Genomic DNA, 12266 nt, shown 5'->3' with positions numbered 1-12266 from the left:
GCAGTACGTTCAGGGCATGTCCCAGCCCGCCAAGTCCGCACGTACGTCAGCCACGACCGAGCCGCCGGAGAGCACCGCGGGCTCCCGTGCCGCCGCCCAGCGGCTGAAAATGCGCCGGGAACTGGCGGCCGCCGCGATGGAGCTGTTCGCGACGAAGGGGTACGAGGCCACCACCGTCGACGAGATCGCGGCAGCCGCCGGGGTCGCCCGCCGCACCTTCTTCCGGCATTTCCGCTCCAAGGAAGAGGCGATCTTCCCCGACCACGACGACACCCTGGTGCGCGCCGAGGCGGTGCTCAACGCCGCCCCCGCGCACGAGCACCCGCTGGACACGGTGTGCCGCGGGATCAAAGAGGTCATGAAGATGTACGCGGCGCGGCCGGAGATCTCGGTCGCCCGCTACAAGCTGACGCGCGAGGTGCCCACCCTGCGCGAGGCCGAGATCGCGTCGGTGGCCCGCTACGAGCGGCTCTTCACCCGCTATCTGCTCGGTCACTTCGACGAGCACGCGCACGACGACGACGCCAACGACGATCCCCTGCTGGCGGAGGTCGCCGCGTCCGCCGTGGTGACCGCGCACAACCATGTGCTGCGGCGCTGGCTCAGGGCGGGCGGCCAGGGCGAGGTGGAGGCGCAGCTGGACCACGCCTTCGCGATCGTCCGCAAGACGTTCGGCAGCGGGATCATGGCGGGCCGGCGCACCGCGCCGCCGAAGCCGCCCGCCGCCTCGGCGTCGGCGTCGGCGCACGGCGAGGTCCTGGTGACGGTCGCCCACGTCGACGCCCCGCTGCACGAGGTGATGCGGACCATCGAGCAGGCGCTCAAGGAGCGCTGAACACGGTCTCCGGGCCCGCCGGGAAAGCACGCGGGGAGCGCGGAAGAAGGTCTCGCCACTGTGATGACGGCCACCCCACGGGGTGGCCGTTTTGCCATGTCAGAGCCCCTTTTTCACCCGCGTTCCCGAGGCCGTTCGATCGATCATCGCTCATCTGATGGGTAAAGATTTCACCTGAGCCCAGGTTCTGACACTCAGTGCCTTGCGAGCTGACACGGCGTGCCATACGTTGAAGGAGTCCGGGCGAGTCCCGGCGGGCCCACCGCCCGCACGTCCGGACGCCTGCGTCACAGGCAACCTCCCGCGCACACCAAGCGCTGCCGAAGCACCACCGCCGAACCGACGGCACCCCTCGACCCTCAGCAGCACACCGACGTAACCCTCAGCGCCCTTCCCTCAGGGCGCTCATCGCCGGAGGCAACACCGTGACCGTCAAGCACATCCTGGCCGCGATCCAGTCGCCCGACTCCACGTCGGAGGACTTCGCCGCCCTGCCGCTCCCCGAGTCGTACCGCGCGATCACCGTGCACAAGGACGAGACGGAGATGTTCGCGGGCCTCGAGACCCGCGACAAGGACCCGCGCAAGTCGATCCACCTCGACGACGTGCCGCTGCCCGAGCTCGGCCCGGGCGAGGCCCTGGTGGCCGTCATGGCCTCCTCGGTCAACTACAACTCGGTCTGGACCTCGATCTTCGAGCCGCTGTCCACCTTCGGGTTCCTGGAGCGCTACGGCAGGCTCAGCGAACTCACCAAGCGCCACGACCTGCCGTACCACATCATCGGCTCCGACCTCGCCGGCGTGGTGCTGCGCACCGGCCCCGGCGTCAACGCCTGGCGGCCCGGGGACGAGGTCGTCGCCCACTGCCTCTCCGTCGAGCTGGAGTCCAGCGACGGCCACAACGACACCATGCTCGACCCCGAGCAGCGCATCTGGGGCTTCGAGACCAACTTCGGCGGTCTGGCGGAGGTCGCGCTGGTGAAGTCCAACCAGCTGATGCCCAAGCCGGACCACCTGAGCTGGGAGGAGGCCGCCGCCCCCGGTCTGGTCAACTCCACCGCGTACCGGCAGCTGGTGTCCCGCAACGGCGCCGGCATGAAGCAGGGCGACAACGTCCTCATCTGGGGCGCGAGCGGCGGACTGGGCAGCTACGCCACCCAGTTCGCGCTGGCCGGCGGCGCCAACCCCATCTGTGTCGTCTCCAGCGACCAGAAGGCGGAGATCTGCCGGAAGATGGGCGCCGAGGCGATCATCGACCGCAACGCCGAGGGCTACAGGTTCTGGAAGGACGAGCACACCCAGGACCCGAAGGAGTGGAAGCGCTTCGGCAAGCGCATCCGCGAACTCACCGGCGGCGAGGACGTGGACATCGTCTTCGAGCACCCGGGCCGGGAGACCTTCGGAGCGAGCGTCTACGTGACGAGGAAGGGCGGCACCATCGTCACCTGCGCCTCCACCTCGGGCTACAACCACGAGTACGACAACCGGTACCTGTGGATGTCGCTGAAGAGCATCATCGGCTCGCACTTCGCCAACTACCGCGAGGCCTGGGAGGCCAACCGGCTGGTCGCGAAGGGCAGGATCCACCCGACCCTGTCGAAGGTGTACTCCCTCGAGGACACCGGCCAGGCCGCCTACGACGTGCACCGCAACCTGCACCAGGGCAAGGTCGGCGTGCTGTGCCTGGCGCCCGGGGAGGGCCTGGGGGTGCGCGACCACGAGAAGCGCGCCAAGCACATCGACGCCATCAACCGCTTCCGCAACATCTGAGGGCCGGAAGATGACAGAGCGCCAGAAGGACCGTCCGTGGCTCATGCGCACGTACGCCGGTCACTCCACGGCCGAGGCGTCCAACGAGCTGTACCGGCGCAACCTCGCCAAGGGACAGACGGGCCTGTCGGTCGCGTTCGACCTGCCGACCCAGACCGGCTACGACTCCGACCACATCCTCGCCCGCGGCGAGGTCGGCCGGGTCGGTGTGCCGGTGGCCCATCTCGGTGACATGCGCCGGCTGTTCCACGACATCCCCCTGGAGCAGATGAACACCTCGATGACGATCAACGCCACCGCCATGTGGCTGCTGGCGCTCTACCAGGTCGTCGCCGAGGAGCAGGGCGCGGACCTCACCCGGCTCCAGGGGACCACCCAGAACGACATCGTGAAGGAGTACCTGTCCCGGGGGACGCACGTCTTCCCGCCGGGTCCGTCGCTCCGCCTCACCACGGACATGATCGCGTACACGGTCTCCCACCTCCCGAAGTGGAACCCGATCAACATCTGCAGCTACCACCTGCAGGAGGCCGGGGCCACGCCGGTGCAGGAGATCGCGTACGCGATGTCCACCGCCGTCGCGGTGCTCGACGCCGTGCGCGACAGCGGCCAGGTGCCGCAGGAACGCATGGGCGACGTGGTCGGCCGCATCTCCTTCTTCGTCAACGCGGGCGTCCGCTTCGTCGAGGAGATGTGCAAGATGCGCGCCTTCGGCCGCATCTGGGAGCAGGTCACCCGCGAGCGGTACGGCATCGAGGACCCCAAGCACCGCCGCTTCCGCTACGGCGTCCAGGTCAACTCCCTCGGCCTGACGGAGGCCCAGCCGGAGAACAACGTCCAGCGGATCGTCCTGGAGATGCTGGCCGTCACCCTCTCCAAGGACGCCCGCGCGCGTGCCGTCCAGCTGCCGGCCTGGAACGAGGCCCTGGGCCTGCCCCGCCCCTGGGACCAGCAGTGGTCGCTGCGTATCCAGCAGGTCCTCGCCTACGAGAGCGACCTGCTGGAGTACGACGACATCTTCGAGGGCTCGAAGGTGGTCGAGGCGAAGGTGGAGGAGCTCGTCGCGGACTCGTTCGCCGAGATGGAGCGGATCGAGGAGATGGGCGGCGCGATGGCCGCCGTCGAGTCGGGCTACCTCAAGTCCCAGCTCGTCTCCTCGCACGCCGCGCGCCGCGCCCGGATCGAGTCCGGGGAGGAGAAGATCATCGGTGTGAACGCCTTCGAGGGCACCGAGCCGAACCCGCTGACCGCCGATCTGGACACCGCGATCCAGACGGTCGACCCCGCGGTGGAGGCCCGGGTCATCGCCTCGCTGCAGAGCTGGCGCGACACCCGCTACCAGCCGCCCTTCAACCACCCGCGCCCCTGCAAGGCGCTGGAGAGGCTGAAGGAGGCCGCGAAGGGCACCGCCAACCTGATGGAGGCAACCCTGGAGTGCGCCCGCGCCGGCGTCACGACCGGCGAGTGGGCCGGGGCGCTGCGCGAGGTGTTCGGGGAGTTCCGGGCGCCGACCGGCGTCTCCTCCGCCCCGGTGGCGGTCACCGCCGAGGCCGGCTCGACCCTGTCGGAGGTCCGCCGCAGGGTGGACCTGACCGCCGAGGACCTGGGCGTCGGCAAGCTGCGCTTCCTGGTCGGCAAGCCCGGTCTCGACGGCCACTCCAACGGCGCCGAGCAGATCGCCGTGCGGGCCCGCGACGCCGGGTTCGAGGTGGTCTACCAGGGCATCCGGCTCACCCCGGAGCAGATCGTGGACGCCGCCCTCGCGGAGGACGTGCACGCGGTGGGCCTGTCCATCCTGTCCGGCTCGCACGCGCAGCTGGTGCCGGACGTGCTCGAACGGCTCCGTGTGGCCGGTGCCACAGACATTCCGGTGATCGCCGGTGGCATCATCCCCAGCGGTGACGCCGAACAGCTGCGGGCCGCCGGAGTCGCCGCGGTCTTCACCCCGAAGGACTTCGACATCACCGGGATCATCGGCCGCATCGTCGACGAGATCCGCAACGCGAACAAGCTCGACCCCCTGGAGGTCCCCGCATGACGTCAGTCAACCGCCTTCGCCCCCGCCGTTCCTGTCTGGCGGTCCCGGGAAGCAACCCGCGCTTCCTGGAGAAGGCCCAGGGCCTTCCGGCGGACCAGGTCTTCCTCGACCTGGAGGACGCCTGCGCGCCGCTCGCCAAGCCCGAGGCCCGGCACACCATCGTCAAGTTCCTCAACGAGGGCGACTGGACCGGCAAGACCCGCGTCGTGCGCGTCAACGACTGGACCACCGAGTGGACGTACCGGGACGTGGTGACGGTCGTGGAGGGAGCCGGCCCGAACCTCGACTGCATCATGCTGCCGAAGGTCCAGGACGCCCAGCAGATCGTCGCGCTCGACCTCCTGCTGACCCAGATCGAGAAGACGATGGGCTTCGAGGTCGGCAAGATCGGCATCGAGGCGCAGATCGAGAACGCCCGGGGCCTGAACAACGTCAACGAGATCGCGCAGGCCTCCCCGCGCGTCGAGACCATCATCTTCGGCCCGGCCGACTTCATGGCGTCCATCAACATGAAGTCCCTGGTCGTGGGCGAGCAGCCGCCCGGCTACCCGGCGGACGCCTACCACTACATCCTGATGAAGATCCTGATGGCCGCCCGCGCCAACAACCTCCAGGCGATCGACGGCCCCTACCTGCAGATCCGCAACGTGGACGGCTACCGCGCGGTCGCCCAGCGCGCCGCCGCGCTCGGCTTCGACGGCAAGTGGGTGCTGCACCCGGGCCAGGTCGAGGCGTCCAACGAGATCTTCTCGCCGTCGCAGGAGGACTACGACCACGCCGAGCTGATCCTGGACGCTTACGAGTACTGCACGTCCGAGGCCGGCGGCAAGAAGGGTTCGGCGATGCTCGGCGACGAGATGATCGACGAGGCCAGCCGCAAGATGGCGCTGGTCATCTCCGGCAAGGGACGTGCGGCCGGCATGCGGCGCACGTCGAAGTTCGAGATCCCGGAGGGCTGAGCGCCATGCAGTTCGGACGCACCTACGAGGAGTTCGAGGTCGGCGCGACGTACAAGCACTGGCCGGGAAAGACGGTCACCGAGTACGACGACCACCTGTTCTGTCTCCTCACGATGAACCACCACCCGCTCCACATGGACACCAACTACGCCGAGAAGACGACGGACTTCGGCAAGAACGTGGTGGTCGGGAACTACATCTACTCGCTCCTTCTCGGCATGTCCGTGCCCGACATCTCGGGGAAGGCGATCGCCAACCTGGAGATCGAGTCGCTCAAGCACGTGGCGCCGACCTTCCACGGCGACACCGTCTACGGCCAGACGACGGTGCTCGACAAGTGGCCGTCGAAGTCGAAGAACGACCGCGGGATCGTGTACGTCGAGACCAGGGGCTACAAGCAGGACGGCACGCTGGTCTGCGTGTTCCGCCGCAAGGTGATGGTGCCGACCGAGACGTACATCAAGGAGCGCGGCGGAGAACAGCCCGGCCGCCCGGAACTCAGGGAGCAGGAGAAGTAGGCCATGGCCCGTCTCGCCCAGACCGCCGGTCTGACCGACGTCCAGCAGGAGATCCTCTCCACCGTCCGCGACTTCGTGGACAAGGAGATCATCCCGGTCGCCACCGAGCTGGAGCACCGCGACGAGTACCCGCAGGCAATCGTCGACGGCCTGAAGGAACTCGGCCTGTTCGGCCTGATGATCCCCGAGGAGTACGGGGGTCTGGGCGAGTCCCTCCTCACCTACGCGCTGTGCGTGGAGGAGATCGCCCGCGGCTGGATGTCGGTCTCCGGCATCATCAACACCCACTTCATCGTGGCGTACATGCTCAAGCAGCACGGCACGCAGGAGCAGAAGGACCACTTCCTCCCCCGGATGGCGGCCGGGGACATCCGCGGCGCCTTCTCGATGTCCGAGCCCGCGCTCGGCTCCGACGTGTCGGCCATCACCTCGAAGGCGGTGAAGGACGGCGAGGAGTACGTCCTGACCGGCCAGAAGATGTGGCTGACGAACGGCGGGACCTCGTCCCTCGTGGCCGTCCTGGTGCGCAGTGACGAGGGTCACCCCGAGGGGACGGCGCCGCACAAGTCGATGACGACCTTCCTCGTGGAGAAGGAGCCCGGCTTCGGAGAGGTGCGCCCGGGGCTGACCATCCCCGGCAAGATCGACAAGATGGGCTACAAGGGTGTCGACACCACCGAGCTCATCATGGACGGCCTGCGGATTCCCGCCGAACGGGTGCTCGGCGGGGTCACCGGCCGGGGTTTTTACCAAATGATGGACGGTGTCGAGGTCGGCCGGGTCAATGTGGCCGCCCGTGGCTGCGGCGTCGCTCAGCGTGCCTTCGAGCTCGGCGTCCGGTACGCCCAGCAGCGTCACACTTTCGGCAAGCCGATCGCCCAGCACCAGGCCATCCAGTTCAAGCTGGCGGAGATGGCTACCAAGGTGGAGGCCGCGCATGCGATGATGGTGAACGCGGCACGCAAAAAGGACTCCGGAGAACGAAACGACCTTGAAGCGGGGATGGCGAAGTATCTCGCCTCCGAGTACTGCAAGGAGGTCGTGGAGGACGCCTTCCGGATCCACGGCGGCTACGGCTTCTCCAAGGAGTACGAGATCGAGCGCCTCTACCGTGAGGCGCCGATGCTGCTGATCGGTGAAGGCACCGCCGAGATCCAGAAAATGATCATCGGTCGTCGACTGCTCGAAGAGTATCGATTCCAGGGCTAGATGTCCGGGTACGGGGTGTTTTCTTGGAGAAGAGGATCACACCCCGTATGCGCTGTTCAGCTGTCGACTTGGTTGCCTGGCTTACCCAGTTGCCGTCCGGAGCCGCTACGATCGCCGGAAAGCCGCCGTCCCCCGCAGTTGCGCGGCATCATCCGCTACGAAGGTCATCCATGCCCCACAGCCAAACCTCTGCACCTCGCGACAGCCTCGCCGGCGTACGCCTCGCGCGCGGAGCATCGCCGTGGCTTCTGCCGACCGTCGCCACCGCAGCCGTCAGTCTGCTCCGCGCCCGCCGCTCGGGTGCCGCCAAGGCCGTCGCCGTCCCCGCCACCGCCCTGGCGGCGGGGATGCTGTGGTTCTTCCGCGACCCCGAGCGCGAGATCACCCAGGGCAGGGTCATCTCGCCCGCCGACGGTGTGGTGCAGAGCATCATGCCCTGGAAGGACGGGCGCACCCGCGTCGCGATCTTCATGAGCCCGCTCAACGTGCACGTGAACCGCGCCCCGCTGGCCGGCACCGTGACGTCGGTCGAGCACATCCCCGGTGGCTTCGTTCCCGCCTTCAACAAGGAGAGCGAGAACAACGAGCGCGTGGTGTGGCACTTCGACACCGAGCTCGGTGACATCGAGATGATCCAGATCGCCGGCGCGGTGGCCCGCCGCATCGTCCCGTACGTGCCGCAGGGCACCAAGGTCGAGCAGGGCGAGCGCATCGGTCTGATCCGCTTCGGCTCACGCGTCGACATCTACCTGCCCGAGGGCGTGGAGGTAGACGTCGAAGTGGGTCAGAAGACCGTGGCTGGGGTGACTCGCATTGACCGTGGTTGATCCGGAGACACAAGCCGGCTGGTTGCCGGAGGCCGACGAGGCGGACGACGACGAGGAGATGCCCCTCTCACTCCGCCTGTCGATAGCGGACACCCTCACCCTGGGCAACGCCACCTGTGGCTTCATGGCGGTGTACTTCACCACCACCGGCATCCTGATCCCGCATCTCACGGGCAGCCAGGAGACCGGCATGGCCCGCCACAGCGCGGCCACCGCCGTCATCCTGATGCTGTGCGCGGCGGTCTTCGACCTCTTCGACGGCCTGGTGGCGCGCAAGCTGCGCTCCTCGCCGATGGGCGCCGAGCTGGACAACCTCTCGGACCTGATCAGCTTCGGCCTGGCGCCGGCGTACTTCGTCCTGGTCTACGGCATGGTCGCGGACGACGCGCACCAGAGAGTGGCCGCGGTCGGGGCGATCGTGGTGCTGCTGGCGGTGGTGCTGCGGCTGGCGCGGTTCTCCTGCGTCACGGTGAAGGACGGCACCTTCCAGGGCATGCCGTCCCCGTTCGGCGCGCTGACGGTCGTGTCGATCGTGCTGCTGGAGCTGCCCTTCGTGGCGACGCTGCTGGCGATCATCGGTACGGCGTGGCTGATGGTGAGCCGGGTGGAGTACCCGAAGCCGCGGGGCCGTCTCGCGGTCGCCATGCTGTCGTGGATCGTGCTGTCGATGGGGCTGCTGGCGGCGTGGGCGTTCGACGCGCCGAGCGGTCAGCTGCTGCTGCAGACGGGCTGTGCGCTGCAGCTGGTGATGGGCGCGGTGATCCCGCTGTTCGCCACGGCCCGCCGGGTGAACAACTTCCGCGACAATCGCCGGGAGGCGAGGGCGGCGCAGCTTCCGTAGCGCTGCCGCTGCCTTTGCGGGCCCCGGACCCGGGTCGGGTCCGGGGCCCGCTGTCGTTCCGCACCCGGGGCGGTCTCGGGCCCCTGCCGGAGGCTCCGCCCACCAGCCCGTCCGGCGTCTGAGGACGAGGCCCGTCCAGGGCCGAAAGGGGGTCCGGGGGGGGACGGGAAGGGGCAGCGGGACGGGGAGGGGCGGGAAACGCCCGCGTCAGGTCAGGAAGTCCCGCGCGATCCGTTCCGCCGTCCGCTCCAGGATCGGCCCCGCACCGGCGATGCACTTCGCCACGTCCGGCTCCAGATCCGTCAGCGCGTACGCCCGCCGGATCCCCGCCCGCCCCAGCACCTCCGGCGGCAGCGCCAGCCGCCCGCACACGGCGACGACGTCCTTGTCCGCCGCCCGCGCCGCCGCGGCGACCCCCGCGGGCGCCTTCCCGTGCAGCGTCTGCCCGTCCAGCGACCCCTCACCGGTGATCACCAGATCCGCCCGCTCCAGCGCGGGCGCGAAGCCCAGCACGTCCAGCATGACCTCGATGCCCGGCCGGAACCCGGCCCCCAGCAGCAGCACGCCGAAGCCGACACCGCCCGCCGCGCCCGCCCCCGGCGACACCGCGTACTCGGCGGCCCTCGCCCCGACCGCGTCCTCCAGCACCTTCGCGAAGTGCGCGAGCGCCGCGTCCAGCGTCTCCACGTCCTCCGGCGAGGCGCCCTTCTGCGGCCCGTACACCGCCGGTGCGCCCTTCGGGCCGGTCAGCGGGTTGTCGACGTCGCTGGCGAGCACGAACTCGACCGACGACAGCCGCGGGTCCAGACCGGACAGGTCGGCGGACGCCAGCCCGGCGAGCCCACCGCCCCCCGGCGCCACCGGGTCGCCCCCGGCCGTCAGCAGCCGCGCGCCCAGCGCCGACAGCATCCCCGCCCCGCCGTCGGTGGTGGCGCTGCCGCCCACCCCGAACACCACGCTCCGCGCCCCCGCGTCCAGCGCGGCCCGCAGCAGCTCCCCGGAGCCGTACGTCGACGCCGTGAGCGGTGCGAGAACCCCTTCCGGAAGCCGCTGCAACCCGCTGGCCTCGGCCATCTCCACGACGGCGGTGCCCTCACGCAGCGCGAACGCCGCGGTCACCGGGTCCCCGAGGGGCCCGGTGACCCGTGCCTCCCGGCGTTCGAACCCGGCCGCCACCGCCGCGGCCACGGTGCCGTCGCCGCCGTCGGCCACCGGAAGCGCCTCGACCTCCAGGTCCGGTACGACCCGGCGCAGCCCGGCCATCACCCGCCCGGCGACCTCGACGGCCGTCAGCGACCCCTTGAACTTGTCCGCGGCGACCAGCACCCGCCGTCCCGGTGCCGACCGCGTCGTACGGGTGCCGCCACCCGCAGAGTCCGTCACGTGCGTTCCCCTCGCTCTCCGGGCCCCCGCGTGTGCCGGGGCCAGTCGCGCCGCTGTGACCCTAACCGGCGGGCCCCGGCCCCGCCACGCCCCGCCCAGCCCGTGGAACGGCGCGGACCGGCCCGCGATCGGGTAGACCGGTTCCATGACCGCGACGACCGCTGTGGACACGGAACCAGGACTCGCCGACCGCATCCTCGGAGGCTGGCTGGGCCGGATCGCGGGCAACATGCTCGGCAAGCCGGTCGAGCAGGGCGAGGTGTGGACCCGGGAACGCATCGACCGCTATCTCCGCCGGACGGACGCCCTCCCCCTCACCGACTACCTCCCCGCGCCGCCCACCGAGAGCGAGGCGCTCGACCTGCGCCCGGAGTGGCGGTACTGCGTGCGCGGCCGCATCCACGGCAGCTGCCGCGACGACGACGTCGACTACGCGATCCTCGGCCTGGACCTGCTGGAGACCCACGGCTTCGCCTTCACCACCGAGCAGGTCGGTGACCTGTGGTTGCTGCGACTGCCGTACCTGCAGACCTTCACCGCCGAGCGGGCGGCGTACCGCAATCTCGCGAACGGTCTGAAGCCCCCGCTCACGGCCACCTACGACAACCCGTACCAGGAGTGGATCGGCGCCCTGATCCGCGCCGACATCCACGGCTGGACCTCACCCGGCGCCCCGCGCCGCGCCGCCTCGCCGGCCCGCAGGGACGCGGTGCTGTCCCACACCGGCAACGGCGTGTACGGGGCGATGTGGGCGGCGGCGCTGATCTCGGCGGCGTTCACCGCGTCCACGGTGCGGCAGGCGGTGGACGAGGCGCTGACGGTGATCCCGGCGAGCAGCCGGCTCGCCCGGACCGTACGCCGGGTGGCCTCCCTGCACGAGGCGGGGCTCTCCTGGGAGGACACCCTGGTCACGCTCACGGAGGAGACGGCGGGTCTCGGCTGGATCCACACGGTGCCGAACGCGGCCGTGCTCACCGCCGGCCTGCTGTACGGCGACGGCGACTTCACCCGCACCATCGCGCTGACGGTGCGCGGCGGCCTGGACACGGACTCGAACGGGGCGACGGCGGGTTCGGTGGCCGGTGTGCTGTGCGGCGCCCCGGCCGTCCCGGCCCAGTGGAAGGACCCCCTCCAGGACACGGTGCGCAGCGCCGTCCTCGGCTTCGACGGGATCCGGATCAGCGAACTGGCGGAAAGGACGCTGCGACTGGCGCGGACGGACGTCTGATACCGCTCCTCCTTGCCGGGAGCACGCCGGACCATGTGCTCCGGCGTGTGCGCCTGTGGTGTGTCGATCATGGGACGGCGTGTGCTGCCGTGCGCCCTGGGGTCCGGTCACCCGACCGCGCCGCCAGGGGCCGGCGGCGCGGTTACCCTTCCCGCATGACCACCACCCAGCCCGCCCAGGACTTCGCCGCCTACATCGCCTCCCTCCCCCGTGTCCTCGCCGGTGCCGCCGCCCTCTTCCGGGACCGGGAGGGACGGGTGCTGCTCGTCGAGCCGAACTACCGGGAAGGGTGGGCGCTGCCCGGCGGGACGATCGAGTCGGACCAGGGGGAGAGCCCGCGCGAGGCGGCGCGGCGGGAGACGGCCGAGGAGATCGGTCTCGACCGGCCGCTGGGACGGCTGCTCACGGTGGACTGGGTGAAAGGGCCGGGCCGGCCGCCGCTGGTGGCGTACCTGTACGACGGTGGCGTCCTCGGTGCGGACGAGCTCGCGGCGATCCGGCTGCAGGAGTCGGAACTGCTGTCCTGGCGGCTCGTGCCGCGCGAGGACGTGACCGAGTACCTCCGGGACTCCCTGGGACGCCGGCTGCTGGCCGCCCTGGACGCCCTGGCCGAGGGCTCCGGCACGGTGGAGCTGGAAGACGGGTACCGGGTGCACTGA

Annotated in this window: 11 protein-coding genes; 10 read left to right on the top strand and 1 reads right to left on the bottom strand. The window is 70.2% G+C overall.

Features of this window, described 5'->3' with window-relative positions:
• The first annotated feature begins 16 nt into the window (after positions 1-16).
• From HTV45_RS20480 to pssA, 8 genes are all read left to right on the top strand, one after another.
• Positions 17-835, top strand: coding sequence for a TetR family transcriptional regulator (locus HTV45_RS20480; RefSeq protein WP_215207289.1), 819 nt, complete (start codon positions 17-19; stop codon positions 833-835).
• A 425-nt stretch (positions 836-1260) separates the two neighbouring features.
• Complete coding sequence (gene ccrA / locus HTV45_RS20475) at positions 1261-2604, top strand: crotonyl-CoA carboxylase/reductase (protein ID WP_215207260.1); 1344 nt, start codon at positions 1261-1263, stop codon at positions 2602-2604.
• A gap of 10 nt (positions 2605-2614) precedes the next feature.
• On the top strand, positions 2615-4642 hold the full coding sequence (locus tag HTV45_RS20470; protein WP_215207259.1) for a protein meaA: 2028 nt from the start codon (positions 2615-2617) through the stop codon (positions 4640-4642).
• The gene (locus tag HTV45_RS20465) at positions 4639-5601 is read left to right on the top strand and encodes a CoA ester lyase (RefSeq protein WP_215207258.1); all 963 of its coding nucleotides are present in this window, start codon (positions 4639-4641) and stop codon (positions 5599-5601) included. Before HTV45_RS20470 ends, HTV45_RS20465 begins: the two co-directional genes overlap by 4 nt.
• Positions 5602-5606: 5 nt before the next feature.
• Positions 5607-6119 (top strand): MaoC family dehydratase, encoded by a 513-nt coding sequence (locus HTV45_RS20460; protein WP_215207257.1) that lies wholly within the window; start codon positions 5607-5609, stop codon positions 6117-6119.
• Between the two features lie 3 nt (positions 6120-6122).
• Positions 6123-7328 (top strand): acyl-CoA dehydrogenase family protein, encoded by a 1206-nt coding sequence (locus HTV45_RS20455; RefSeq protein ID WP_215207256.1) that lies wholly within the window; start codon positions 6123-6125, stop codon positions 7326-7328.
• A gap of 170 nt (positions 7329-7498) precedes the next feature.
• The gene (locus HTV45_RS20450) at positions 7499-8155 is read left to right on the top strand and encodes a phosphatidylserine decarboxylase (protein WP_215207255.1); all 657 of its coding nucleotides are present in this window, start codon (positions 7499-7501) and stop codon (positions 8153-8155) included.
• A gap of 22 nt (positions 8156-8177) precedes the next feature.
• Positions 8178-8996, top strand: a complete 819-nt coding sequence (gene pssA / locus HTV45_RS20445; RefSeq protein WP_215207288.1) for a CDP-diacylglycerol--serine O-phosphatidyltransferase — start codon at positions 8178-8180, stop codon at positions 8994-8996.
• A gap of 207 nt (positions 8997-9203) precedes the next feature.
• Here the strand turns inward: pssA and HTV45_RS20440 are convergent, their stop codons facing one another.
• Positions 9204-10379 (bottom strand): glycerate kinase, encoded by a 1176-nt coding sequence (locus HTV45_RS20440; protein WP_308309718.1) that lies wholly within the window; start codon positions 10377-10379, stop codon positions 9204-9206.
• Positions 10380-10524: 145 nt separating this feature from the next.
• On the opposite strand from HTV45_RS20440, the gene HTV45_RS20435 reads away from it, so the two are divergent.
• Together HTV45_RS20435 and HTV45_RS20430 are read left to right on the top strand one after the other, a co-directional pair.
• Positions 10525-11607 carry an ADP-ribosylglycohydrolase family protein gene (locus tag HTV45_RS20435; RefSeq protein ID WP_215207254.1) on the top strand — a complete coding sequence of 361 codons (1083 nt, stop codon included), beginning with the start codon at positions 10525-10527 and terminating at the stop codon, positions 11605-11607.
• Between the two features lie 155 nt (positions 11608-11762).
• Entirely contained in the window at positions 11763-12266 is a 504-nt protein-coding gene (locus tag HTV45_RS20430; RefSeq protein WP_215207253.1) for an NUDIX hydrolase, read from the top strand.

Source organism: Streptomyces sp. CHD11, assembly GCF_018638295.1.
Lineage (GTDB): Bacteria > Actinomycetota > Actinomycetes > Streptomycetales > Streptomycetaceae > Streptomyces.
Note: the sequence above shows the minus strand (reverse complement) of the source record. Positions and strands in the feature narration are given on the sequence as shown.

Excerpts from the sequence above, each read along its gene's own strand:
- HTV45_RS20450 (WP_215207255.1), top strand. The coding sequence starts at position 7,499 with ATGCCCCACAGCCAAACCTCTGCACCTCGCGACAGCCTCGCCGGCGTA.
- HTV45_RS20465 (WP_215207258.1), top strand. The coding sequence starts at position 4,639 with ATGACGTCAGTCAACCGCCTTCGCCCCCGCCGTTCCTGTCTGGCGGTC.
- HTV45_RS20435 (WP_215207254.1), top strand. The coding sequence starts at position 10,525 with ATGACCGCGACGACCGCTGTGGACACGGAACCAGGACTCGCCGACCGC.
- HTV45_RS20460 (WP_215207257.1), top strand. The coding sequence starts at position 5,607 with ATGCAGTTCGGACGCACCTACGAGGAGTTCGAGGTCGGCGCGACGTAC.
- HTV45_RS20480 (WP_215207289.1), top strand. The coding sequence starts at position 17 with ATGTCCCAGCCCGCCAAGTCCGCACGTACGTCAGCCACGACCGAGCCG.
- HTV45_RS20455 (WP_215207256.1), top strand. The coding sequence starts at position 6,123 with ATGGCCCGTCTCGCCCAGACCGCCGGTCTGACCGACGTCCAGCAGGAG.
- HTV45_RS20430 (WP_215207253.1), top strand. The coding sequence starts at position 11,763 with ATGACCACCACCCAGCCCGCCCAGGACTTCGCCGCCTACATCGCCTCC.
- HTV45_RS20470 (WP_215207259.1), top strand. The coding sequence starts at position 2,615 with ATGACAGAGCGCCAGAAGGACCGTCCGTGGCTCATGCGCACGTACGCC.